Origin of the sequence: Martinezella paranaensis, from assembly GCF_014200235.1 — a bacterium.
In the GTDB taxonomy this organism is placed as follows: domain Bacteria; phylum Pseudomonadota; class Alphaproteobacteria; order Rhizobiales; family Rhizobiaceae; genus Rhizobium; species Rhizobium paranaense.
Genome location: NZ_JACHBI010000001.1, coordinates 739,620 through 765,506 on the forward strand (window position 1 = coordinate 739,620; position 25,887 = coordinate 765,506).

A 25,887-nucleotide genomic window follows, 5' to 3' on the forward strand; every position below is an offset into this window, starting at 1 on the left:
CAGAGAGCGTCTCCATGGCTGGCCATCAAGCCATATCACCAAGCCCGTCAAAACATATGCCTGGAAATGCCGGCGTCGCGCTCTGGCGCATTTTTTCTATGGATTGCAGTGTTGCATTGCGCGCGGCAATTCGCTGGTCTCGATCCTCCACAAGCTGATCGATGGCCATCAGCCATTCCTCCGGCGCGTTCCCGATGTGAATCTCGCCAGAGACGGCGCAGCGTGCAAACGTCGCGCATTGCGAAAATATGGCGGCGGCTCCCATGCGGCTTATATCGATCCGCTTGGTGTCGGCGCGGCTGTCGTTGGTCCTTCCCGCCAAGAGCGGCACCAGGGCAATGTCGGAACCATGGTCCGTGGTCCTTGCGAGGTAGGACGACCACGGCAATTGCGGGTGTATCGTCATTCTAGCCGGCTCGATGCTCTGACGACACCATCGACGCGCAAGGTAGCCATCGGCAAAGACCTCGAAATGCAAATTCCCATGCTTGTTCATCGCAGATCTGACGATCGGCATCAGGAACTCGTGCTCGTGACGGTGAATACCGGTCGCATGATAGACCATCTTCAGCGACGCCGCAGTTTCATCCTTCCTCTCGACCGATCCGCGGGTGAGGGGTGATGGCATCGGCGCGAGGATGTCGACCTTATGGCCCGACTTTGCCAGCGTGCCGGCCAGGTGCTCGGTCGAGGCCCACAAATGGGTAAGCAATCGGTTGAGGCGCGGGAGCGGCCGGATAGCGAAATTGAGCAGTCGGAATTTATAGAGCCAATTGGCTTCGTCGCCCGCGATGACGGCGGGAATATCGTCGTCGACGAAATAGGCTATCCCCGCCAGACGCTTTTGCCGGTGCTCCAGCCAGCGCAGTTGCGGCTTCTTGATGTAGCGGCAGATGATGACGAACAGTCCTTCGCAATCGACGTCATCCAATCCGTCATCGAGCCCCTTCACGATAACGGGAATATCGGCAAGGGCTTTGCTCCGCTCCTCCAGATAGTAGCTGACGCTGGGGTTGGGATATCGCGACAGGACGAGCAGTCGTTTCGCGGGCGGGCGAATACCGTCGATAGGCGCAGCGGAAGGTTGCGGCCTGGGTATTGATCCATAGATGGTGTCGCGCAGACTTTGCATGGGTGATTGACGGAGCGTGATCACGCCAGGCGGTTTCGCAGGCTTGTCAGCAGGCCGACGACAATGCCCCAAATTGCCAGGGTCAGTGCCAAGATACCGCCGATCCAGAGTCCTCGTTTGGGATATTCCGCTTCGTCCGGCAGGTCCGGCGCAAGAAATGTGTCGAGATAGAGGAGCTGCTGCTTACTGACGAACTGCACTTGCTCCAGCGTTTTCATGCTGGTGGCGAATTGCTGTTCGGCCAGGCTTTGCTCCAATTGTCGTTGGGACATGTCGACCGACACGTCGGCAAGGTTCTGCGCAGATTTATTCTGCCCTGCCACCTGGCTGTTCAGATCGTCCAGTTGCTTTTGCTTGCTGTCGATTTCGCGCTTCAGAACCTTCATTTGCGGCGCATTGGGCGCCACCGTCCCGAGCAAGGCATCGTATTTCTGCTGCAGATTGATCTTGTCCGTCTGAACGCTGGCTATCAAGCCAGAGAGGATTGCAGATGATCCCTCGACACTGAGGACGCCCGTTTGGTTGCGGGCAAGCTGAAGCTGCTCTCGCGCTTTCTGCAGTTGATTCTTGGCATTATCCAAATTGGTTTGAGCTGTCGTGATGACATCGCGCCAGATGCGGTTGTTGACGTCGTTGACCACGGCTTCGGAGGCAGCAACGACCTCCTGCAATATCTTTTGCGCATCGGCGGCGGAAAAGGCACGGACCTTGACCGTCACGATACCGCTGTTGGCATCGATTTTGACTGAGACCATGTCCTTCCAGTAGTCGAGCATCTTCTCCGAAGTCGCATCCTGCTTGAGTCTCGCCAGCGGATCGATCGCCGGGTTTCCATAGAGTTTTTGGAAGTCGACTTTGGCCCGGAGTGCGGCCACCATGTCCTTGCTGGCAATGAAATTGGTAACGATCAGCGTATCCTGAACGATCTGCGCCGATGGCAGGCCGGTTACCTTGGCCAGTTGGTCCTTGCCGAGCGCCGGCGTCGACGACCGGACGGTAAAGCGCGTTTCGGACTGAAATTGATCCGAAGCCATTCGTGAGAAGTAATAGATCGAAACGGCGTTCGGAATAACCAGAAACAACACCGTAAAAGCCAATATGGCCCTTCCGAGAATTTGTTCCATCGGGCGGGGGCGCAATCCAACTGCTTTGTAAAATTGGCTTCGCTTCGATGTCGAAAAGCGCAATTTGCGCGCAGTCACCGACAGTTTCGCGGCAACGTCGCGGCTGTGCTGGATCGCACTGAGCTGAACAGTTTCAGATGTCTTTCCGGTATCGTGAGCCATATGGGACCTAGTTGAAAACCCGTCGCATCTTATCTGTTCAATCTGTAGTAGGCTTCGATGGCCTGCTCGACCTGATCGAAAAATATGAGCCTGCCGTCGACGAGCACCATTCCCTTGTCGCAATGCGATTTGATCATGCTCATGCTGTGCGAGATCATGATGATGTCGGAATGTTTCCGTCGGCTGTCAAATGCGACGCGGCAGCGCTCTTGAAACCGGGCATCGCCGACGGCCAGAACCTCGTCGACGAGATAGCACTCGAATTCGATCGCCATGGAAAGCCCAAAAGCCAATCGGGCCGCCATGCCGGAAGAATAGGTGCGTACCGGCGCGTTGATATAGTCGCCGAGTTCCGCGAACTCTTCGACAAAACGGGAGACGCGCCTGACATCCTCCCCATAGGCGCGGGCGACGAAGTGAAGATTCGCGCGGCCGGTCATATAGGGATTGAAGCCGCTGGAAAGGCCCAACGGCCAGGACACCCGAACGTCCTTGGTGATCTTGCCCGAATTTGCCAGCATGGTGCCGGCGATCATCCGCATCGTCGTGGACTTTCCGGCGCCGTTCACGCCGAGCAGGCCATAGGAATAGCCGGACATGAACTCGCAGCTCACGCGATCCAGGATTACTTTCTTGGTATTCTGGGTCTTGAAGTGTTTCGATACGTTCTTGAAGCGGATCATCGCGCATGTCGCCTATATCTGATGATCCTGCACCGACGCCCAGATCAACGAAAGCGTTGCCCAGAGAACGGCTAAGCCAAGCAATATAATCAGCGGTGTCGTGATCCGGTGCGGAAAGATAGCTTCGTCCGGAAGCGCCGGTTTTACGAACACCGCCAAATAAAGCGTCTTTCGAAGCGCTTCCGCGAGCACCGCATCGTAGTTCTTCTGGGAAGCCTCGTAGAGCTTCTCCGCAATCATCCGGTTTGTGTCGAGCTTGGAGTATTCCAGCAGCGCTTTGGCAAGACTGGCATTTTCCGGCCCGGTCAGCTCCGCTTTCTTCTTGTCGATCTGAGCGTCAAGGCTCTGCAGGGCGAGCGTGAGCTGCTGATAGGTCGGAGAACCCTTGGCATGTGACTGCTTCATTACGAACAGGCGCGTTTCGAATTCGAGCTTCTGCGCAAGCAGTCCTGTCAGCAGCGTGCTACTGTCCTTGGCCTGAGCCTCCGGGCTGAGAAGCCCGGATTGATGCTGAAATTGGTTGAGCGCGGTCAGGGTGTCGTTATAGGCCTTGCCGCTTTTCTCAACATCCGCCTGCATGCTTTGCACAATATCATTGCGCGCGCGCTGCGAGAGTTCGTTGATCAACGATTCGCTCTCCTGAATGATGGCGTCGGAGAGCTTTACCGAATCATCGGGCGTGAACGCGCGCACCTTCAAAGTGATGATACCGGAAGAGACGTCAATATAGGCGCTGACGTGATTTTCCCAATAGTTCAGGAACTTCTCATCGGATTGCGTGGAGCGGAATCGAGATAGAAAATCCGCATCCTGCCGCGCGAACATGGATCGATAGTCGAGTTTCTCGCCGATCCGTTTCAGGATCTCGGTCGAGTGAATGAAGCTCGTGACGACATAGGCATCCTGTGATGCAGAACGCATGTTGAGAAGGCCTGCTGCGCCGCCGCTATTTTCGGACCCGCCGCTGCCGTCGCCCTTATCATCCGAACTGGTGCCGGAGAGTGCGCGGACGGCGAAACGGGCTTCGGCAACATACTGATCCGAGGCGATGAAGACGTAATAGATCAAGCTCGCCAGAAACGGCAGGATAACGATCAACAGAAAGCTGAGGAGCCGCAGTGGCGGTTTGCCACCGGCTTGGGGTGCTGGTTCGTGCGTGCCGGGTACCGGCAAATATTCGATGTCTTCCAGATCATCGTGCCGGTGCCGTTCCGGTAGCCGTCGCCGAAACAATGACGGCAAGATCTGCCGTGCCGGTTTTGCCCGCGGATATTGCTGATCGATCGTCTCTTCAATGGCTATTTTGGGCATGTCGGCTTGTATTCGCTTTCCGCAATTCCGGCGCGGTGGGTTTCATCGCCTCACGCACATAATGATCAAAAATCAAATCTTCTTCGAGTATCAGTTCGGCAATATGCAACGTGCGTAATCTCGTAGCAACGTCCTCCAGAGCGGTATGCCGCGACGGCAGCGGAAGATCGCCGATGGAAATGCCAAGCAGCTCACCGATCGCGTCCTGAAAATGAAAACTGTCGGCATCGTGCCCGACAATGGTGAATCGTGAAAGCAGGTCGATCGCCGCGGCGACGTCGCTACGCTTGACGAGTTGCTCCGGAGTGCTGGCGACCAATTGGCGGGTCACGGGTGACAGCAGAACGTTTCTGACATTCTGCGACGCTTTCTTGAGCGCGGATTTAAGGGATGCCTCGCTTTCGAGATCAACCTCGGCGAAGTGTTCCGCCGCCGGCGCCAGGATGATCTTGTCCCGGTCGCCAAAGAAAGAGATCTGGGTCTTTGCCATGCGTTTCAAAAGGAAAATGCGCAGCGCCAATTCGTAATAGGGGTCCGTGAGCAGAACGATGGCCTTGAATCCCTTGTCGAGAAACTCCTCGTAGTTCCGCAGCAGCAGCCGTCCGCTGATGTAGATCGACTGGATGGCATTGAGATGAAAGGCCTGGAGCGCGGTTTCATGGCCGAAGCGCTCCACGGACGACAGCTCATATTGGAAATGGCGGCCGCAGCGATAGTCGAATTTGGCCATGGGCAGGAGCTGCGTTTCCAGCCGCAGGATCTTCAGCGGAACCGGCTGCGACACCTGCGGCCGCCGGTAAATCAGCAATCCAGACTTGGCATCATGGATCATGAGCGTATGTCGCTCGGCAATATCCGGAATGATCGATGTGTCCAGCTTGAAGCCTACCCGCCCGTTCTCATGTCGGCCCGAAGCGACAACCGCCTCCTTGATCTGGTCGCAAGGTAAGACCATTAGCTCGCCGTCCGCATCGGACACCCTGATATGCGGCAGATCAGAAAATCCGTCCGGAATGAGATAGCCTTCCAGGACCGTGCCCCGATCATATTCGAGATTAAACAGCACGGATGCCCTCCGGCGTCTCAAGCTTGCCGGCAGGGAAGGAATGGGGGCCTTCAAGAACCGTCAAATTGTCGTAGGTGCCTTCAAACACGTTAAGATTATCCAAAATACTCTCGGGCGCCGAGCTTCGGCCCACGTATCAATCACGGAGCCGCATGCGCTTTGCGGGCCAAGAAAGAAAAGCAAGGTCCGCCGGAATGGCTGAGGTCCTGATCCTTGATTACGATGTCGCTGAATCCAAGCTTTTCCAGCAGCGTTAAAATATCGTCTCTGTGCATCCAAAAATGGCGATCCTTCATTCCACCGCAGAAGGATGCGTTCGAGTTGGCATGCTGATAGCTGCGTTCGTAGTAGCGTACCGGAACGCCCTCGATCATCTTCGTTTCGACTTTTCCGCTGAAGGGATTGCGGCGCACATCGCCCGCCGGCATCGCTTCTTCGAGAAAAAAATGCGTCCAGATAAAAATGGCATTCGCGCGGCTGGCCAACAGTCTCAAAAACTCTCCGGGATCGGCCATGTGATAGAGGACGCCCGAAGCTATGGCGAAATCATAGATCTCGTCGTGTTCGGTAAGCCATGCCTGAATATCGCCCAACAAAAACGAAGCGGTGTTGATATCGAGAATCTGCCTTGTCACCAGGCATCGCAGGAAACAAAGCCGATTTGCCTCAATCGCATCGATTCGCGCCGGACGCTCGCGGTGGAGCATATAGGTATGCATCCCCTCCAATGGTCCGACTTCCAAAATCGTCTTTCCCGCAATCGAGCCAAATGACCGTAGAGCCCAATCTATTCGGTCGTCCGCATAAAGATGATGTTTTCCGGCATTCAAATTAAGGGCGACGGGAAAGGCGCTATTCCAGCCGGGAAGGGCATCAATCGCATTCTGATGATCGGGTTTGCCCTGCTCGTATTGGTCAAATATCGCTTCCAGAGAATTCTCGGACACCTTTTTTCTGGATCGCTTTGCAAAACCGAGCATCGACAGCACTTTCATTTCCATCGGTATTTGGGTCCGGTTTTGGGCACGCCTCTAAGCCGGAGGAAGAGGTCAAATCACCACAGCATCCTGTTGGACGGCGCAATCCACATTGCGGTTTCTTTCGAGACCCTTTGAGTAACGACGAAAACTTGCGCCTAACTTCCCTGCTATCATGGCAATCCCGCGAAGGATGAATTCATCGTTTTAACAATCTTGGATTGCTTTATTTGACCCGCAATATTGGCCACGGTTTAGAGCGCAAGGCTATGATAAGCAAGGGTGCCCTCATGAAAAGGAAGAGATGCTTGCTCCGATTCGTCGTATAGGACGCAGAGGCTTTAAGATATATCTTGATGTCGTTATTTAACGGATTCCTTTATCATTCAGTGACTATTAATTTAATTTGCTTAGATATTTCTCGTATAAATTGCCTTGTTTCTGCTTTCAGTCTATATCGCAAAGAGTGTGCTGCCGTAACGTGAGTTTAGAAATATGCTCATAGGATCGCACACAGATTTTTTCGCGGCACCCGTGCAGAATCGGCTTGTTGAGGGGCTCCCATTATGCTTTTCAGGGCGCCGACGGATTTTATGAATAATGCGCTGTCCTGACCTGAGTCGGTGAGGCCAGCCGATATTGATTTTGAGGTTATTCAATTGATTCGCGTAGGGGCGGCGTTGCTGGTTTGCGTGGTTCTGGCGGGATGTAATTCCGTCTCGAGCGAAGGGCCGCTGGCCGGTGCGATAGACGGTGATGCCGGGCAATCGGGCGCAGAACTTGGGCGCAAGAATGTGGCCGTCTTCGATGTCGTCGACATCAACAGCCGTACGGCGCGCTTTGTCTCGGATTACGTTTCTAGCGCGCTCAATCGTCGGTTCGGGATCGGCGGCCCTGTCGGGCGGGTCGTGATCGGCGTCGGCGATTCGCTGAAGGTGACCATCTTCGAGGCAGGCGCCGACGGCCTGTTTTCGACGGCCCAATCGAAACAGGTGTCCCTCGATATTATCGTCCAACCGGATGGGACCGCGGCCATTCCCTATGCCGGCACGGTCAAATTTGCGGGCAAGACGTTGGAACAGGCCCGTCAGGCGATTCTGGCGGCGCTGGCGAGCAAGGCAGTCGAACCCGACGTCATCGTGACGAGCATGGGCACATCGTCACGCACGGTGACTGTTTCCGGTGCTGTCGGCCGTCCGTCGCTGGTTCCCTTGGATTTGACCGGCGAAAAAATCACGCAGGTGATTGCCAAGGCGGGCGGACCCGTCACTCAGCCTTATGAGACATACGTAACGTTGGTTCGCGGCAACAGGACCGGGACAGTTCTTCTAAAATCGATCATCGAACATCCCACTGAAGATATTTATGTTCAGCCTGGCGACCAGATTTTCCTCGTGCGTGATCCCAGGACCTTTACTCTTCTTGGTGCCGTCAAGGGCGATGGCCGTCTTGAGTTCGGGGCCAATGACCTGAATCTGCTGGAGGCTGTCGCTTTGGGCCATGGCGCGGTCGATGAAGCCGCCAATGCGCAAGGATTCTTCCTGTTCCGTTACGAAGAGCCGGAAATCGTTCAAAACCTGCTCGGCGCCGCTCGCTTCCAGGAGCTCGAGCGCAAGGGAATGGTGGCGGATTCTAAGGGGCGCTATCCGATCGTCTATAAATTCGACATGTCGCATCCCGACAGCCTCATCGTCGGCCAGACCTTCCCCATCAAGAGCCGCGACGTCATCTATGTATCGCGCCATCCCTCGGTCGATATCAGGAAATTCCTGACGCTTGTCGGCGCACCGCTCAACATAGCCTCCCAGGGCGCTGCGACGGCCGCCAACTTGGGACAATGACGTTGGCTTGATCGTCAGGTGGCGCTGAATAGCTTTGCCGGGAGTTTCAAGGGCCGCGTCAACATACCCATCGTCGAAAGACGGGAATTTATTGATCGACAGTGAATGATCGGAACTGGCAAGCTGCTCCGTATATTTGAAATTCCGATGCTGGTTCTTCTATAAGGGGTTGTGGCCGGCTAGGCTTATTCCGTCCCGGATCATGTTAGTGTTGTTTGTCAATATGGTGTTCTGAACCCGGTTTTTTGCAGGTGACAACCGCAGGCAATTATGGTGTGAACGGTTGATAAGCAAATATGGCTACTTTCATCCCATGCAATTTTAAAGACGACGCCGAGAGATTATGACGGTTGAAATTATCGGGCGGGCGAGCATTGCCCCGGGGGCAGATTCGATCGAAGAGCTGCAGCTCGTCCTCAAGGAAGGACGTTGCACGGTCACCCGGATACCCGATGAACGCTGGGATCTCGCGCGTTTTTGGCATCCCGTCGTCGGCACGCAAGGAAAGACTTATAGCTACGCCGCCGGTGTCATGGCGGACATCTACTCCTTTGATCCAGCGGTCTTCGGCCTTTCGCAGCGCGAGGCGATGCAGATGGATCCGCAGCAGCGCATCCTTCTGAACCTCGTCTGGCGGGCTTTGGAAGATGCGAATTTGCCGGTCGACGGCTTCGAGGGTGAAAGGGTCGGCGTCTATGTCGGCGCTTCGTCGCTTGACCATGGCAATCTCACTGCCGAAGATCCGGCCGCCGGCAGCCCATATTTCATGGCGGGCAACACGCTCTCGATCGTCTCCAACCGCATTTCGCATATTTTCGGCCTGCGTGGTCCGAGTATGACGATCGATACGGCCTGTTCATCGTCGCTCGTGGCGCTCGATCAGGCAGTGAGGGCGCTGGAATGCGCCGATATCGATACGGCGATTGTCGGCGGCATCAACCTTCTGGTCCATCCGCTATCCTTCGTCGGCTTTTCGCAGGCGCGCATGCTGTCGCCGGAAGGGCTTTGCCGCGCCTATGACGACAATGGCCGCGGCTACGTTCGCGCCGAAGGCGGCGCTGCCATCGTCCTGCGCAGAACGGATCGCGCTCTGCGCGAGAAGGATCGCAGTTACGCGCGGATTCATGCGGTCGGGGTGAACTCCTCTGGCCGTACGAATGGGATTTCCTTGCCCTCGCGCGATGCGCAAGCAGCTTTGCTGCGTTCGATCTATGAAGGGCAAAACATCGACGTCAATCGCGTCGCCTTCGTCGAAGGCCATGGTACGGGAACCAAGGTGGGCGATCCCGCCGAGATTTGGGCGATCGGCGATGTCATCGGCCGGAATCGCCGGGCGCCGGTGCCGGTCGGCTCGATCAAGTCCAATATCGGCCATACCGAGCCTGCATCTGGTCTCTTCGGTCTGCTGAAGGCGATGATTGCGCTGGAGAACAATTTCCTGCCGGCATCGCTGCATTTCCAGCAGCCGAATGAAACCATCGATTTCGAAGGCTTGAACGTTCGGGTCAACACATCGGCCGTCGAGCTTCTTCCGGCCAAACGCCCACGCTTTGCCGGCATCAATTCCTTCGGCTTCGGCGGCACGAACGCCCATGTCGTCATCAGCGACCCTGATCCGGTGGCTCCGCCCGAGCCGCAGTTGCGCGGCGAAGGCACGACATTCATTGCAAGCGCCCACACGGCTTCGGCGCTCTCGAAGCTGCTTGAAGACTACAAGAGCCGGCTCGAGCGCGCAGAGCCCAAGGAAGCCCGGCAAATCATCGCGTCCGCGGCTGCCAATCGCGAGCCGATGCGCCACCGCTTCGCGGCCAAGGCCAAAGACAGCGCCGCAGTGCTTGCGGCGATCGATGCGCATCTCGGCGGTGAGAATTCCGCCGGTGAAGTGGGCGAAGTGCCGGGTCAGGCGGTTAAGATCGCTTTCGTGTTTTCCGGCAACGGCTCGCAATGGGCGGGCATGGGCATCGAGGCCTATCGGGAAAATAGCCATTTCCGGCAATGTTTTCAGTCGTTCAGCGCACTCTTCGAATATTATCTCGGCCAGAAGCTGACGGATATTCTGGTTTCTCCCGATCTATCCCTGCAGATCGCCGACACCAAGATCGCACAGCCTCTGCTTTTTGCAATTCAAGCGTCCCTGTCGGACTGTTTCTCGGCGCTGGGCGTGAAGCCCGATGCCGTCCTCGGCCACTCCGTGGGTGAAATCGCCGCCGCCTACGCGGCCAAAGCGCTGACGGCTGCGGAGGCGGTCGCGATCGTCGCCAAGCGTTCGCTGCATCAGGATCTTCTTGCCGGAGAAGGCAAGATGGCAGCGGTCGTTCTCAACGAGGACGCAGCACTCGCCTTCGCCAAATCGCACGGTCTCCACAATATCTGCATCGCGGCGATCAACGCGCCGAATTCGATAACGATTTCTGGTCCCGTCGACGAGATCGAAGCTTTCAGGGAGGCCGCCCGCAAGTCGCAGATCGTCGCTCATATCCTCGACATCAACTATCCCTTCCATCATCCGATCATCGATCGGGCGAAGGATGCCTTTCTGGCCGATCTGCCTGATGTTGCGCCGGATGCGGGCCTCGGTACCTTCATTTCGACGGTGACCGGCGCTGCCTGTGACGGCCATCTGCTGGACGCAGAATATTGGTGGCGAAACGTCCGCGATCCCGTGCTTTTCAAGGCCGCCTGTCAGGCGGCGATGGCGATGGGGTGCAACCTGTTCATTGAAATTGCCCCGCGTCCGATCCTGTCGAATTATGTGACGGAGATCGCCAAACAGGCGTCCGTCCAGGCGATTGCTATACCGACATTGCTGCGGGAGCCGGCGCTCTCCGGCCGCGATCCGGTTTCGCAGGCCTTTGCGCGCGCTGTCGCGCATGGTGCGCCGGCGCAGCGTTCGCGCGGCAGCGCCACGCGCAATGCCTTCGTCAAGCTGCCGCCTTTGCCGTTCGAACCAGTGGGGCTGCGTTCGCAGCCGACAACGGACGAAATCGACATTTTCGGCCGCGACGGCAAGAGCCCTTATACTCTGCTCGGCTGGCGTACGGACCCTAACGCGTCCACCTGGAAGAACCATCTGGATGCACATCTCTTCGCCGACCTTGCGGAACATGTCGTCGACGGCAAATCGATCCTGCCAGGCAGCGGTTTTATCGAGATCGCGGTCATCGCTGTTCAGCGATATTACCAGACGGATGCGGTTGAGATCGGCAATCTCGAAATCGTCAGACCCTTGGAGCTGCGCCAGGATCGGATGGTGGAACTGTCGACCATCCTTTCCCCGGAGACCGGTGATATCGAGATCCGCTCGCGTGAGCGGCTGAGCAACGACGACTGGACCGTTCATGCAGTCGCCCGCGGCCGCAAGCCGACCGGCAATGGCAGCGCCGAGGACCAGGCCGCGCGGCGGTTCGAGGAACAGAAATCCGTCCTGACGTCCGAGAAGACCTATGAGACGGCGGAGCGTTTCGGGCTGCAATATGGTCCGCATTTCCAGCTTCTGTCGAAAGCTGTCGCCTTCGGGCGCAATATCATTGAAGTGGACCTCAAGCCGGCTGCCGCGCCCACCCATCCGTTCGTGACCTACAACCTCAATCCAATGTCGATCGATGCGGCATTTCACGGTCTTGTCGCGCTCTTCGATCAACTGTCCGGCGACGAGGCCGGGGCTCCCTATATTCCGGTTCGTTTCGGCACCGTGCGAGTTGCGGGCAAGAGAAAACCCGTTGTCAAAGCGATCATAGAGATCGATCGGTTCAGCAATAATTCGATCAAGGCCCGCTTCCGCATGTTCGGGGGCGATGGCGATGAGATTGCCGTTTTCGACGATTGCCGCTTCCGCCGCACCTATCTGCGCCGGCACACGACGCTCGATTCCGTCGCCTTCCACTATGAGACCGTGCCATCGACGATATTTAGGCGTCGGTCCGTGTCGAACATGGTCGTGCCGGATGCTTCGCCGCTGCGCCGCCTCGATGGAAATCATTCGCTCAATAATGCGACCCTGCTTCTCGATGCGGCGATCTACCGGGCATGCCACGAGATCGCGCTCACGGTCGCAGGCAGAGACGGAGCGGTCTCGCTTTCAAACCTTCCCGGCGATCCGGAATTCCGGCCGTTTCTGATCAACTGCCTCTATATTCTCGAGGATGCGGGGATTGCTTCGGGTGTCGATGGCGGATGGCATATTCCGCTCGATTTTACCTTGCCGACGGTGAGCGAAGCCCTGCAGGAGCTTTATCGCGAGGATGCCGGCCGGGTTGCCGAAGCCATTCTCGTCAACAATGCCTATCGCGAGGCCCTGGAGCGTCTGGCCGCTGTCCATAAATATGTGCTTGGCCAACAGCAGGCCGAGGCCGCAGTTCATGCGGCTGGAGGAGCGACGCTGGAGCATGTGCTTGTTCATTCGCCCTTGAGCGGCAAGCGGCTTTCGTTGATTGCTGAGGCGCTGGTGGCTGCCGTCGAGGCCAATCCCGGCAGCATCGGCCACATTTTGGAAGCTGGTTCGACATCCACCGCCTTCAGCCAGCGGTTGGCAGCGGTCGCCGCCAACGCTGGTGCGTGCCTGATCATCGCCGAACCGCGAGAGCAGATGCGCCGCGCGCTTGAAATCGCTTTTGAGGGCGCTGCACATGTCATCGTCACGGAGCCCGGCAGGCTTGGCGATCAACCGCTCGCCGACGTCATCATTGCCTGTGGCGATCAGAGCCAGCTTCTTCTATCGCATGATGATGGGCTGAAAGCCGCCATCCGCAGCGCTGCCGCGCGTGGTGCACAACTCCTGTTTGCCGATCGCGCACCGAGCGTCTTCAACGATTTTGCCTTTGGCCTGTCGGAAGGATGGTTCGCCGGCAGTCAATCGTCTGAATTCCCTGTCGGCCAATTGGGGACCTTGCAGCAGGTCGAGGATATTCTTGCGGTGCTCGGTTTCAGCAAGGTACAGCTCGAGGAGCAGGTTTTCCCGGAAGGCGGGCTGATCACCGCGGCGGCTGCATCCGAAGGTCAGGTCGAAGACGAGCCTGCTTTATCAAGCGCCGACGCGCCGCTTTTGGTTCTGTCCGAGCGCGGAGAGGGTATCGGCTTTTCCGATATGCAGGTGATCGCTGTCGACGTTGGGGCAGGGTCTTCGAACCTCGCCGGTGTCATGACGTCCCATCATCCGCGCCGCATTCTCTATGTGGCGGAACGGGAGGGCGCCCGCGGCGCGTCCGATCCGTCGCAGATGCGGCTTGAGGTGTTCAAAGAGCTGGCCGATACACTTATCAGATATGCAGAGGGCGACAGGCCGCGCCTTGTCATCATGGCTCCGGGCGGTTCGCCGCTTGCCAAGGAGCGGATTGATAGCGCCAATGCCGGACTGTGGGCCTTCGCGCGCGTGCTGCAGAACGAATATGACGGCTTCGACGTGCATCTCCTTGATGCCGAAACGGACGACAAGTGGGCGATTGCGGCCATTGAGACCGTTCTTTTCGCTGAGACTAATAACCGGGAGTGGGCGCTCGACAGGGTAACCGGCGAGATCCGCGAAATCCGGGCCGTTGCGGGTCCGTTTGCGGTGACCGAGATGAACCGCCGCGACGTTGTCGCGGCGACGATCCGGCAACATTCGAGCGGCCGCTTGGACAGCGTCGTTTGGGAAGCGTCGGATTTGCCGGCACCGTCGGACGACGAGGTCATTATTGCCGTCGAAGCGACCGGCCTCAATTTCCGCGACGTCATGTGGGCCATGGGCTTGTTGCCGGAAGAGGCGCTGGAGGATGGGTTTGCTGGCGCAACGATCGGCATGGAGTTCGCCGGTCGCGTGCTGCAAACCGGCTCTGGTGTCGGCGATCTCCAGCCGGGCGACAAAGTCATGGGCATCGGTCCCGCTGCGTTTTCGACCCATGTGCGCGTGCGCCGCGACGGCGTCACCAAGCTGCCGGAGACGATGGACACGCTCGCCGCGGCCACGGTGCCCGTTGCCTTCCTGACGGCCTATTACGCCATGGTCGAGCTTGGGCGCATCCAGCCGGGCGAAACCATCCTGATCCATGGTGCCGCTGGCGGCGTCGGTCTTGCCGCGCTGCAGATCGCCAAGTTCAAAGGGGCAAAGGTGATCGCCACCGCCGGCACGATCGAGAAGCGCCGTTTCCTGCAAATGCTCGGCGCCGACCATGTGCTCGACTCCCGCTCGCTCGATTTCGTTGCGGGCGTGCGCCATGTGACCGGAGGCGAAGGCGTCGATCTCGTGCTGAATTCGCTGTTTTCCGAAGCGATGGAGCGGAGCATCGAGCTGGTCAAGCCGTTCGGGCGGTTCCTGGAACTGGGTAAGCGCGACTATTATTCCGACCGCAAGATCGGGCTGCGCCCTTTCCGCCGCAATATCAGCTATTTCGGCATCGACGCCGACCAGTTGCTGGTCAACGCTCCCGCCTTGACGAAGCGGATCTTCGCGGAAATCGGTCAGCTCTTTGCCGATCACAAGCTCACGCCGCTGCCCTATCGTGCCTTCGGCTATGACGAAATCGGCAGCGCTTTCCGCTTGATGCAAAATGCCGGTCATATCGGCAAGATCGTCGTTCGTCCGCCCGTTCTTGGTGTCGATCATCTCTTGCCGGCGCCGGCCAAGTCCCTGCGGCTCGATCCCGCCGGTATTTTCCTTGTGGCTGGCGGCATCGGCGGTTTCGGTCTTGCGGCGGCCGACTGGCTGGTGTCCAAGGGCGCGCGCCGCATTGCGCTGTGCTCGCGCCGGGGCGTCGCCGATGAGGAGACGGAGAAGGCCGTTGGCGAATGGGAGAAGAAAGGCGTCGTGGCAACACTGCACGTCTGCGATATCACCGATGAGGTCGCTGTCGAGGCACTGCTTGGCTCACTTCGTTCCGAGGGTGCGCTGAAGGGCATCATCCATGCTGCCATGGTCCTGGATGATGCGCTGCTCGCCAACCTGACGCCGGAACGCAATCGGCCAGTCATCGACGTGAAAGTCCGAGGCGCCGACAATCTTCATCGATTGACTCAGCATGACCGCCTTGATCTGTTCCTGCTGTTTTCGTCAGCGACGACGATGCTCGGCAATCCGGGGCAGGCGAACTATGTCGCCGCAAACGGCTATCTCGAAGGTTTGGCGCGTGCACGCCGTGCTGCCGGACTGCCGGCGCTTGCCATCGGCTTCGGCGCTATTGCGGACAAGGGATTTCTTGCCCGCAATATCGAGGTCAACGAGCTCCTATCCAAGCGAATCGGCAAGGCCGCCCTAAAGGCGCGCGATGCGTTGGAGCAGGTCGAACGCTACATGCTTGCCGATACCGGCAAGATCGATGCCGCGGCCGTCATGATCGCCGAGATCGATTGGAGTGCCGCACGCATGCTGCCGATTGCCGCCCGGTCGCTGTTCGAGCCGCTGATGCGCCACGCGCGCGATCACAACTCCCTGAACGATGGCGATATCATCGATCTGGGCGAGCTGATCAAAGGCAAATCCGAGGACGAGGCGCAGGCTGCTTTGCACATTGTCGTCGCCTCGGAAATTGCTGCGATCCTGCGTGTGACCGAAGATACGATCACACCCGACAAGGTGCTGAAAGATATCGGCCTCGACAGCCTGATGGCGATGGAGCTCGGCATCAGTTTCCAGCAGAAGACCGGTTTTGACATTCCCTTGAGCGGAATCGGGGAGGGGACGACGGTCAGCGACGTCGTCAGCCGCTTGCGTGATCGGGTCATGAACCGCAGTGGCGGGGGGGGCGAGGTTTCGGCGGCGAGCGAGGATCAGGTGGTCAGCCGGTTGGTCCAAAGCCACTCCCTGCAATCGCCGCAGAAGAGAGCCGCACAGTCATGACGCAGGATGCCAATGACGACATGCCGCCCGGCGATAAGAAAAGCAGCTTGCTGGAGCAGATGCGCCGCGCCAATGAATCCTCCGGACGCAACCGGGTGGAGCGGCTGAACAGACAACCGCAACAGCCGGTTCGCCAAGCCCTGCGCTTCGAGGATTTGCCGGAGTACAAGCGCGTCATGACGCAGAAGATTGCCGGCGAGATGGCCGGCATCGTCAATCCCTTCTACCGCTCGCATGATACCGCCGCCGGCGCGACGACGAAGATGGGCGGGCGGGAATTCGTCAATTTCGCCTCCTATGACTATCTGGCCACCAACACCGACCCACTCGTGGCAGCCCGTGCCAAGGAGGCTATCGACCGCTTTGGCATCTCCGCTTCCGCCAGCCGCCTTGTCGCCGGCGAGCGGCCGGTGCATGTCGAGCTGGAGCAACAGCTCGCCAGGCTCTATGGCGTCGATGCCGCTGTCTGCTTCGTCAGCGGCTACCTGACCAACGTTGCGACCATCGGCTGTCTGCTGGGGCCACAGGATCTCGTCATCCACGATGAGTTCATCCACAACAGCGCCCTTGCCGGCATCAAGCTTTCCGGCGCGGCGCGGCGCCTGTTCAAGCACAATGACGTCGAAAATCTCGAAAGCATCCTGAAAACGCTGTCTTCCGATTTTCGCCGTATCCTCGTCATTGTCGAAGGCATCTATTCCATGGACGGCGATGTCGCCGATCTCCCGGCGCTGCTGGAGCTGAAGGCCCGTTACGGTTTCTGGCTGATGGTGGACGAGGCCCATGCGCTCGGCATCCTCGGCGAAAGGGGCCGCGGCACGTTCGAGCATTTCGGCCTCGATCCGCGCGATGTCGACATCTGGATGGGAACGCTTTCGAAGACGACATCGAGCTGCGGCGGCTATATCGCCGGCAGTAGCGCGCTCGCCGATATCCTGAAGGCGGAGGCCGGTGGCTTTGTCTATAGTGTCGGTCTTGCCCCCGTTCTGGCGACGGCGGCCATGGCTGGCCTGCAAATCCTGGAATCCGAACCGGACAGGGCAGCCCGGCTCAGGCGCAACGGCAGCCTCTTTCTGCGATGCGCTAGGGAGGCGGGCCTCGATACCGGTTTGAGCATGGGCTTTTCCGTCGTTCCTGTCATCGTCGGCGATTCGCTGCGAGCGGTGCAGCTCTCCAACGATCTGCTGAGCGAAGGCATCAATGTGCTGCCTATCATTCATCCGGCCGTGCCGGAAGGCATGGCGCGTCTGCGCTTCTTCATCACCTGCAACCATACCGAAGAGCAAATCCGCCGTTCTGTTGCTGTCACTGCTCGGAGACTTCAAGATTTGAAGGATCGGAATTTCGGCCTGGCCTCCATCGACATGGACAAGGTGATGCAGTTGCTGCCGATGCGTCAGGCCGTCGGTAAGCCATAACCTTAAGGCGCTCAGCTCATGCATGTCATCGTCACCGGAGGCTCAAGCGGGATCGGTTTGGCGATCGCCAAGCTCTATGCCACCAGGGGCGCCAAGGTTTCTCTTTTCGCGCGCCACCCCGGGCGTCTGGAACAGGCGCGTATCGAGATTGCGGCCATGCCGGGTGCCGATCTTTCTCGCATCCAGATCGCCCCTGTCGATGTCGCATCCGCCAATCGAGTTTCGGAGGCCGTTGATATCTGCGAACGCGCTTTCGGGCCTTGCGACCTCCTGATCGCGTCGGCCGGGATCGTAGAGCCTTCTGCTTTCGATAGCATGCCGGCTACGGTTTTCGACGAGCAGATTGCCACTAATCTCCTGGGAACGGCAAATGTCGTGCGCGCCGTCTACAAGGGTATGAAGACCCGCCGTGGCGGCAAGATCATGATGATCTCCTCCGGCGCCGCTTTGATCGGCATTTACGGCTATACCGCCTATTGCGCCTCGAAATCGGCACTGATCGGCTTTGCAGAGGCATTGAGCGCCGAAGCGGCCGTTTCGGGAGTGGATGTCTCCATCTGCTTTCCGCCGGATACGCTCACCCCGCAATATAGCCATGAAATGTCGATGCGGCCTGCGGAAGCGGAGCTTCTGATGGGCACGGTCAAGCCGTGGAGTGCCGAAGCCGTGGCCGCAAAAATCGTCCGCGGCCTCGACCGCGGCAGGACCCGAATCCATTTTGGATTGTCGCTAACCGCACTCGGTTATTTCGGCCCGTTGATAAAGCCGCTGTTGATGTGGTGGTATTTCCGCAAGCTTCGAAAAATAATTGAAGAAGGGCGAGATGAAAGCCTTGCCCGCTCGACCGACAAAGGCTTTGGTTGAGCGCAGTTTCCATAATTCGCGTGATGCTTCAGCGCGCCTGATGGGATGCGCGTAAAAAACGATAGAATTGAGAATTGGCGGCTTTTTCCGGTTTTTGAGGGAAGCCGCCGCAGACTATGACATTTGGACGGTATTGTTTTGAAACTTCATGATTTTCCGGCTCTTTTGACGGTTGCGTGCTTCGCTTTTTCCTGTGTCGTCATTTTCCTGACCGATCCTTTTGCGATGCCTCCTGCAGTCAACAAGCAAAATCATACAGAGAGAAGTTTGAAGCGGCTGGCGTTCGAGTGGGCGGCAAGAATTCCCGTCATCGCTCTCATCTACGCCCTATTCTTCGCGATTTCCTGGCGTCCGATTTACGGTGCGCAGGGCGTGATCAGTTTCTTCGTCATCTTCACCGGAATTTCGCGTGCAAAATTCGAGTTCATCCGTGAGCCCTTAGTCTTCTCCGATATCGCCCTGGTGGTCGACGTTTTCAAATACAAAGAGATTTTCTACGCGACGTCTCTGAACATCGTCTTCTGGATCATCGCGCTTTCCTATGTGTTCGGCGTCAGCGCTCTCTATATGTATTTCGAGCCGTCGATCCTGCCCGACCACAACGGTTTCCTTTGGGTTCTCGTTATGCTGGCGGTTGCCTTCGGTCCCTGGCTCGCTTTGTTCAGCAGGACCGTCAGCGGACCCGTCTGCCGTTTCACGCAGAATGTTCTCGGCAAGGTCGACGTCAAGAAGGATACGGTCAGGTTCGGTACCTTTGAATCCGTCGTCTTTCATTTCGTCATATGGGTTGGCGTCAGGCGCGAGGCCATTGTCACCCAGCTATCGGAACGCTTCATCTCCGCCCTTCATGATCTATGGGAACATGGCGACGACGAGCCGTTGATCGTCATATGGCAATCCGAATCCTTCATCGACCTCCGGCATTTTGGTGCGGAAAACGTCAAGCTTCCCAATCTGGACCGGCTGCGGGATCAGGCAGCGCAGTGGGGCCGGATGACGAGCGTCTTCGAAGGTGGCTATACGCTGCGCACCGAATTTGCGGTGCTGAGCGGTTTGTTGCCTGAGAACGTCCATATCGACGCGAGCTACCCTTATCTGCGCGCCAGCCACTACAAGGATGTCGTATGGCCGCAACGGCTGCGGAAGGCGGGTTGGAAGACGCAGTTCATCCACCCTTACGACAAGACTTTTTTCCTGCGCCACAAGGCCATGCCGCAGCTCGGTTTCGATCGGATGATGATGCTGGACGAATTCGATCACCGGCCGGAACGCGATGGCCCTTATGTCAGCGACCTGTCGCTGACGAAAAGCGTGATTCGAGCGATCGACGGGGAAGGCGCCGGCAAAAACTTCGTTTTCGTGGCTTCCATGGCGAATCATGGACCCTGGGAACCTGGCCGTTGCGGCGACCTGACGAATCCAGTGGATATCTATAGTGAGCTGCTGATGCGCGCCGACCATGCGCTCGGCAATCTCGCGCATCACCTGGACCGGCTCGACCGCCCCGTGTGGCTGTTGTTCTACGGCGATCATGCGCCGCTGTTGAAGGCCTTTGCCGATCCCTTTCCGGATCCGCGCACGGACTACATCATCGTTCCGCTCGGCCGTGCGCGGTCGCACTCGCAAAAGCCGGTGCCGCCGCAGGAAGAAGCGCCGTGGAACCTTATCGGCACGCTGCTGCGCTATGCTGGCCTCAGCACCGAGGTGCCGGAGTGACGGCTGACGGGCAGGGGGATGCAGCGGCTTCCCAGCGCGTCTTTCTTTTCCTGCAGGGGCCGTCCTCACCGCTTTTCATGGAGATCGCCAGAAGGCTGGAGACCGCGGGCCATCGCTGCATCCGCATCAACCTGAACCCGGGCGATTGGATATTCTGGCGCCGCCGCGGAGCCTACAATTATCGCGGCGGCTTTGCCGGCTGGCGCAGCTATGTTCGCCGCCGAATCGAGGCAGATAAGGTCACGGATGTGATTCTTCTCGGCGAGGAGCGTCCGTATCATCAGGTCGCCATCGAAGAGGCGAGGCGGCGAGCCGCCAGTATCAGCGTCGTCGAGATGGGATACCTGCGGCCGGATTGGGTGACGCTCGAGCGTGACGGAATGTCATCCAATTCGCATTTTCCCGTCGATCCACTTTATATAGTCCAGGCTGCGGCGAGCCTTGCCGAGCCGGATTGGACCCGCCGGTTCAGTCACAGCTTCCTGGCGGAGGCGACATACGATCTCCTCTACAATCTTCCCAGTGCTTTTCTTTGGTTTCTCTACCCCGGCTATCGGCGCCATGCGCTCTATCATCCGCTGGTGGAATATGCGGGCTGGCTCCGCCGGCTGCCGTCGAGCGGCAGGCGTGCGCGGGAATCGGAGGCTACGATCGAGCGGTTGATCGCCGCTGAAACGCGATTCTTCGTCTACCCCCTGCAGCTTCAGACGGATTATCAACTGCGCGCGCACTCGCCCTTCCATCGGCAGCAGGATGCAATCAGGCAGGTCATGCAGTCGTTTGCCTTGCACGCAGCGCTGGACAGGCATTTGGTGATAAAGCTTCATCCGCTCGACAATGGGCTTGTCGACTGGAAAGGCTATATCCACGGCATAGGCGCAAAGCTTGCCCTGTCCTCCCGCATCCATTTCATCGACGGCGGTAATCTCGAAAAATTGATCTCGGCAAGCCAGGGCATGGTGACGGTCAATTCCACTGCCGCACTTTCCGCCCTGCAGGCTGAAAGGCCGGTGAAAGTCCTTGGAGCGGCTATCTACGATATCCAAGGCTTGACCGATCAAAAGCCGCTGGACCTGTTCTGGGACAATCCGGCGACGCCATCGGTGGACATTCGCAGTGCATTTCTGAAACTGCTTGCCGCATCCATACAGGTGCGCGGGAATTTCTACTCCCGAGTCGGCGCACGGGCGGCGGCGGATGAGATCGCCGAACGCCTGCTATCGCAGAGCGTCAACCTGCCGGCCGCCTTTATCGACCCGCCGCCACGGCAAAGGCCGACAAAGATCAATATTCCTTAGTCGCCGGTCAGCAGTTTTGATCAATCTCGGAGGGTGACGGTGTTCATCTGCCGCTCACAAGAGCGACCGTTTTGACTGTTGATCCCAAAATTGACATGCCGTCCGCCTATGCGAGATTCGCACTGGATTTGACGCAGCGATTCGATGCTGGGACAAAGAACGAATACGCAGTTTGCAGGGGGAGCAAACGCCATGGATGGCAGCAAGATGCAACGTTTTATGCTGAAGGAGCTGCTGGCGATCATCGCAGCTCTCGTGCTTGTCTCAGCGGTACTTCTGACGATCGTGATTACCGGGAATTATTGAGAGGGGCGCTGAAGAGCGCATCGGCATCAATAGCTACGCAGAAAGCGCTGCCAAGTAGCCGGAAAGCCGCTATTTCAATCAATCAGTTATATCTCTGAAAAATGGTGGGCGATGAGAGACTCGAACTCCCGACATCCTCGGTGTAAACGAGGCGCTCTACCAACTGAGCTAATCGCCCTTGCAGCAAGCGGTGCGTTGGACCGCTGCGTTTCGGTGGCCGTGATCTATGCGGAACGACAAAAAACCGCAAGAGTGTTTGTGAAGATTTTTTGATTTTTTTGATGGCGCGGCATCAGTGGACGATATCGCCACATGCGACTGCTGCGAAAGCCAGGCCTGGCCGGGGCGGGTTTATGAGCCGTTTTTGAAATGCGTGGGGCGCGAACCTGCCATGCCAAATCGACGGAGCCGAAACATGTCGGCGGCGGTCGCGAAAACAATTCGTGCTCTGTCATGGATTTGTATTTAAACCTGCTTGACACCCAAACGCGAACCCCGTAGTTAGCCGCTCATCGAACGGCGAGGCCGCTTTGATGGGTGCGAAAGCATCCGGAATGCTTGAAATGAAGTGCGGGTGTAGCTCAGTCGGTTAGAGTGCCGGCCTGTCACGCCGGAGGTCGCGGGTTCGAGCCCCGTCACTCGCGCCATTTCAAAGCATAATGCCGGATTTCGCACGACCGAAAGGTCAAACGATGCGCGGGTGTAGCTCAGTCGGTTAGAGTGCCGGCCTGTCACGCCGGAGGTCGCGGGTTCGAGCCCCGTCACTCGCGCCATTTGCTTCAAGCCATTACAATCAATCATCAATTTGCTGCGACTGCGAGAAAGCCGTTTTGCCTTTGCGCGGATTTGTCGCGATATCGTTACAGCCTGTTGATAAGTCCGGTTCGGTAGTGCTTGAAACGACATATTCAAAAGGCTTGCGCCCGCGCTCCGGCTGCGCTAACCACGGCTCTGTTGCAACGCTCTTTCGCTTGGCTTGGGCATTTGCTCAGAGGCGCCGCCCCGGCGCACATGGCAAGCAGGGATGGACATGATGACTGGACTGCTCAGTTCCTATATTCCGATAGCGATTTTCATTGGTATTGCCGTGGTGATCGGCCTAGCGTTGTTGATCACGCCGTTTGCCGTCGCCTTCAAGGCGCCTGATTCGGAAAAGCTGTCGGCCTACGAGTGCGGCTTCAACGCATTCGACGACGCCCGCATGAAGTTCGACATCCGCTTCTACCTCGTGTCGATTCTCTTCATCATCTTTGACCTGGAAGTCGCCTTCCTTTTCCCCTGGGCCGTATCCTTCGGTGCGATCGGCTGGTTTGGGTTCTGGTCGATGATGGTGTTCCTGGCGGTGCTGACCATCGGCTTTATTTATGAATGGAAGAAGGGAGCGCTCGAATGGGAGTAGCTCAAGGCAACACGACACTCGTTGCGTCGCAGCCGAAAGGGATCATCGATCCCGCAACCGGCAAGCCTGTCGGCAGCAACGATCCGTTCTTCGGCGAGATCAACAATGAACTCGCCGACAAGGGTTTTCTGGTCACCTCGACCGACGAGCTGATCAACTGGGCCCGTACCGGCTCGCTGATGTGGATGACCTTCGGTCTCGCCTGCTGCGCCGTCGAAATGATGCAGGTTTCCATGCCGCGTTACGACGTCGAGCGCTTCGGCTTCGCGCCGCGCGCCTCGCCGCGTCAGTCCGACGTCATGATCGTCGCCGGCACGCTGACCAACAAGATGGCTCCGGCTCTGCGCAAGGTCTATGACCAGATGCCGGAACCGCGTTACGTCATCTCGATGGGCTCCTGCGCCAATGGCGGCGGCTACTATCACTATTCCTATTCGGTTGTGCGCGGCTGCGACCGCATCGTGCCGATCGACATCTACATACCGGGCTGTCCTCCCACGGCGGAGGCGCTGCTCTATGGCGTGCTTCTGCTGCAGAAGAAAATCCGGCGCACCGGCACGATCGAACGGTAAGGCAGGGGACAAGGCAATATGAGTGAAGCCCTGAACGAGCTAGTCACCTATCTCACGGAAGTTCGCGGTGCTCTGATTTCGTCGTCCGAGATCAAGTACGGCGAGCTGAACGTGACGACGACAGCCGCAAATGTCGTCGCGCTGCTGACGTTCCTGCGTGATGATGCCAAGTGCGGCTTCGTCAACTTGATCGATATTTGCGGTGTCGACTGGCCGCAGCGTCCCGATCGTTTCGACGTCGTCTACCACCTGCTGTCGCCGAAGAAGAACCTGCGCATCCGCATCAAGGTTCCGGTCGCCGAAGATCAGCCTGTTCCGTCGGCCTGCAGCGTCTATCCCGGCGCTGATTGGTTCGAGCGCGAGACCTGGGACATGTACGGTGTTCTCTTCACCGGCCACCCGGACCTGCGTCGCTTGCTGACCGACTACGGCTTCGAAGGCCATCCGCTACGCAAGGACTTTCCGACGACCGGTTTCGTCGAAGTTCGCTATGACGACGCCGCCAAGCGCGTGGTTTACGAACCCGTCGAGCTGAAGCAGGAATTCCGTAACTTCGACTTCTTGTCCCCATGGGAAGGCACGGATTACGTGCTCCCGGGTGACGAGAAGGCGAAGGCATAATTTGATGGCGTGTGGCGGGCGGAAGCCTGCCATTCTCTGAATATCTGAAAACGCGAGCATCGCCGCCATGACAGAACACAACGTTCGCAACTTCAACATCAATTTCGGTCCGCAGCACCCGGCTGCGCACGGCGTTTTGCGTCTTGTCCTCGAATTGGACGGCGAAATTGTGGAACGCGTCGATCCCCATATCGGCCTGCTGCATCGCGGCACGGAAAAGCTGATCGAGACGAAGACCTATCTGCAGGCCGTTCCTTATTTCGATCGCCTCGATTACGTGGCGCCGATGAACCAGGAGCATGCCTATGCGCTGGCCGTCGAAAAGCTGCTCGGCATCGAAATTCCGATCCGCGGTCAGCTGATCCGCGTGCTCTATTCCGAAATCGGCCGCATCCTTTCGCATCTGCTGAACGTCACGACGCAGGCCATGGACGTTGGCGCGCTGACGCCGCCGCTCTGGGGCTTTGAAGAGCGCGAAAAGCTGATGGTGTTTTATGAGCGCGCCTCTGGCTCGCGCATGCATGCTGCCTATTTCCGTCCGGGCGGCGTTCACCAGGACCTGCCGGAAAAGCTGGTGCAGGACATTGGCGACTGGTGCGATCCTTTCCTGAAGGCGCTCGACGATATCGATGAGCTGCTTACGGGCAACCGCATCTTCAAGCAGCGCAACGTCGACATCGGCGTCGTCTCGCTCGAAGACTGTTGGGCCTGGGGCTTCTCCGGCGTCATGGTCCGCGGCTCGGGTGCCGCCTGGGACTTGCGTCGCGCGCAGCCCTATGAGTGCTATTCTGATCTCGAATTCGATATTCCGATCGGCAAGAACGGTGACTGCTATGACCGCTACCTGATCCGCATGATCGAGATGCGCCAGTCCGTCCGCATCATGAAGCAGTGCGTCAATCGCCTGCTCGGCGATGCCAAGACCGGCCCGGTCTCTTCGCTCGATGGTAAGGTCGTGCCGCCGAAGCGTGGTGAGATGAAGCGCTCGATGGAAGCGTTGATCCATCACTTCAAGCTCTACACCGAAGGTTACCATGTGCCCGCCGGCGAGGTTTATGCCGCCGTCGAAGCGCCGAAGGGCGAGTTCGGCGTCTACCTCGTCTCCGATGGTTCGAACAAGCCGTACCGATGCAAGATCCGCGCTCCGGGCTATGCGCATCTGCAGGCCATGGATTTCATGTGCCGCGGTCACCTGCTTGCCGACGTCGCGGCCGTGCTCGGTTCGCTCGACATCGTGTTCGGTGAGGTGGACCGCTGATGCAGTTTTGGCCGGTCATCGCTATTGCGCTTCTCGTTGCTTCCGGAGCCTCGGCTCAGCAGGCCGGTAAGGCGCAGGCGCTGCCCAGCATCTCCGTGCAAGGTTCGAATGCGAAAAGCTCGAATGTTGCGAAGAGCGGAAATACGGCTACGCAGAGCGCGGTATCGACCATGGGCGATCTCGTGTCGCGTGGCTATGAAATAAAGGCCGCCGTGCCGAACGGCGGCAAATTCGTTGTGTTTATGCAGAAAGACCAGTCGGCCTATGCCTGCGAATTTTCGTCCCTGACGGATACGCGGTGTGGGTCCTTAAACTGAGATAAGGCGTGA

Annotated in this window: 17 protein-coding genes and 3 tRNA genes; 13 read left to right on the forward strand and 7 right to left on the reverse strand. The window is 58.1% G+C overall.

All coding sequences use genetic code 11. The annotated features are described in order from the left end of the window. Positions 1-25: 25 nt before the first annotated feature. From GGD50_RS03600 to GGD50_RS03625, 6 genes are all read right to left on the reverse strand, one after another. Entirely contained in the window at positions 26-1,156 is a 1,131-nt protein-coding gene (locus tag GGD50_RS03600; RefSeq protein ID WP_245407445.1) for a hypothetical protein, read from the reverse strand. Beyond that, the gene (locus GGD50_RS03605; RefSeq protein WP_246451043.1) at positions 1,153-2,229 is read right to left on the reverse strand and encodes a KpsE/RkpR family capsule polysaccharide export protein; all 1,077 of its coding nucleotides are present in this window, start codon (positions 2,227-2,229) and stop codon (positions 1,153-1,155) included. The genes GGD50_RS03600 and GGD50_RS03605 overlap by 4 nt, the downstream gene beginning before the upstream one ends. Positions 2,230-2,447: 218 nt before the next feature. Continuing rightward, a complete protein-coding gene (locus tag GGD50_RS03610; RefSeq protein WP_107107729.1) occupies positions 2,448-3,101 on the reverse strand; it encodes an ABC transporter ATP-binding protein in 654 nt (217 codons plus the stop codon). Positions 3,102-3,113: 12 nt separating this feature from the next. Then, positions 3,114-4,412, reverse strand: a complete 1,299-nt coding sequence (locus tag GGD50_RS03615) for a KpsE/RkpR family capsule polysaccharide export protein (protein ID WP_107107730.1) — start codon at positions 4,410-4,412, stop codon at positions 3,114-3,116. After that, the gene (locus GGD50_RS03620; protein ID WP_107107731.1) at positions 4,393-5,478 is read right to left on the reverse strand and encodes a hypothetical protein; all 1,086 of its coding nucleotides are present in this window, start codon (positions 5,476-5,478) and stop codon (positions 4,393-4,395) included. The genes GGD50_RS03615 and GGD50_RS03620 overlap by 20 nt, the downstream gene beginning before the upstream one ends. A gap of 140 nt (positions 5,479-5,618) precedes the next feature. Further along, positions 5,619-6,479 carry a class I SAM-dependent methyltransferase gene (locus tag GGD50_RS03625; protein ID WP_245407447.1) on the reverse strand — a complete coding sequence of 287 codons (861 nt, stop codon included), beginning with the start codon at positions 6,477-6,479 and terminating at the stop codon, positions 5,619-5,621. Between the two features lie 638 nt (positions 6,480-7,117). Between GGD50_RS03625 and GGD50_RS03630 the strand changes: the two genes are divergently transcribed. The 6 genes from GGD50_RS03630 (at position 7,118) to GGD50_RS03655 (ending at position 21,402) form a co-directional block, all read left to right on the forward strand. Then, positions 7,118-8,296, forward strand: coding sequence for a polysaccharide biosynthesis/export family protein (locus tag GGD50_RS03630; protein ID WP_107108112.1), 1,179 nt, complete (start codon positions 7,118-7,120; stop codon positions 8,294-8,296). Positions 8,297-8,639: 343 nt separating this feature from the next. Further along, positions 8,640-16,106, forward strand: coding sequence for a type I polyketide synthase (locus tag GGD50_RS03635; RefSeq protein WP_107107732.1), 7,467 nt, complete (start codon positions 8,640-8,642; stop codon positions 16,104-16,106). Further along, positions 16,103-17,524 (forward strand): aminotransferase class I/II-fold pyridoxal phosphate-dependent enzyme, encoded by a 1,422-nt coding sequence (locus GGD50_RS03640; RefSeq protein WP_107107733.1) that lies wholly within the window; start codon positions 16,103-16,105, stop codon positions 17,522-17,524. The genes GGD50_RS03635 and GGD50_RS03640 overlap by 4 nt, the downstream gene beginning before the upstream one ends. An 18-nt stretch (positions 17,525-17,542) precedes the next feature. Then, positions 17,543-18,388: an SDR family oxidoreductase gene (locus GGD50_RS03645; RefSeq protein WP_107107734.1), complete on the forward strand. Its 846-nt coding sequence runs from the start codon at positions 17,543-17,545 to the stop codon at positions 18,386-18,388. A gap of 138 nt (positions 18,389-18,526) precedes the next feature. Next, a complete protein-coding gene (locus GGD50_RS03650; protein ID WP_107108113.1) occupies positions 18,527-20,104 on the forward strand; it encodes an LTA synthase family protein in 1,578 nt (525 codons plus the stop codon). Further along, the gene (locus tag GGD50_RS03655) at positions 20,101-21,402 is read left to right on the forward strand and encodes a capsule biosynthesis protein (RefSeq protein WP_181316031.1); all 1,302 of its coding nucleotides are present in this window, start codon (positions 20,101-20,103) and stop codon (positions 21,400-21,402) included. The genes GGD50_RS03650 and GGD50_RS03655 overlap by 4 nt, the downstream gene beginning before the upstream one ends. A gap of 408 nt (positions 21,403-21,810) precedes the next feature. Here the strand turns inward: GGD50_RS03655 and GGD50_RS03660 are convergent. Beyond that, positions 21,811-21,886, reverse strand: a tRNA-Val gene (locus GGD50_RS03660). 392 nt (positions 21,887-22,278) lie between these two features. On the opposite strand from GGD50_RS03660, the gene GGD50_RS03665 reads away from it, so the two are divergent. The 7 genes from GGD50_RS03665 to GGD50_RS03695 all read left to right on the forward strand — a co-directional run bounded on the left by GGD50_RS03665 (position 22,279) and on the right by GGD50_RS03695 (position 25,875). Then, positions 22,279-22,355 (forward strand) — tRNA-Asp (locus GGD50_RS03665). 49 nt (positions 22,356-22,404) lie between these two features. Then, a tRNA-Asp gene (locus GGD50_RS03670) sits at positions 22,405-22,481 on the forward strand. Between the two features lie 260 nt (positions 22,482-22,741). After that, positions 22,742-23,107, forward strand: a complete 366-nt coding sequence (locus GGD50_RS03675) for an NADH-quinone oxidoreductase subunit A (protein WP_028754004.1) — start codon at positions 22,742-22,744, stop codon at positions 23,105-23,107. After that, on the forward strand, positions 23,098-23,679 hold the full coding sequence (locus GGD50_RS03680) for a NuoB/complex I 20 kDa subunit family protein (RefSeq protein WP_107107735.1): 582 nt from the start codon (positions 23,098-23,100) through the stop codon (positions 23,677-23,679). Before GGD50_RS03675 ends, GGD50_RS03680 begins: the two co-directional genes overlap by 10 nt. A gap of 18 nt (positions 23,680-23,697) precedes the next feature. Beyond that, positions 23,698-24,300 (forward strand): NADH-quinone oxidoreductase subunit C, encoded by a 603-nt coding sequence (locus GGD50_RS03685; protein WP_107107736.1) that lies wholly within the window; start codon positions 23,698-23,700, stop codon positions 24,298-24,300. Positions 24,301-24,367: 67 nt separating this feature from the next. After that, the gene (locus tag GGD50_RS03690) at positions 24,368-25,558 is read left to right on the forward strand and encodes an NADH-quinone oxidoreductase subunit D (protein WP_107107737.1); all 1,191 of its coding nucleotides are present in this window, start codon (positions 24,368-24,370) and stop codon (positions 25,556-25,558) included. Then, complete coding sequence (locus tag GGD50_RS03695; RefSeq protein ID WP_107107738.1) at positions 25,558-25,875, forward strand: hypothetical protein; 318 nt, start codon at positions 25,558-25,560, stop codon at positions 25,873-25,875. The genes GGD50_RS03690 and GGD50_RS03695 overlap by 1 nt, the downstream gene beginning before the upstream one ends. The last annotated feature ends 12 nt before the right edge of the window (positions 25,876-25,887 follow it).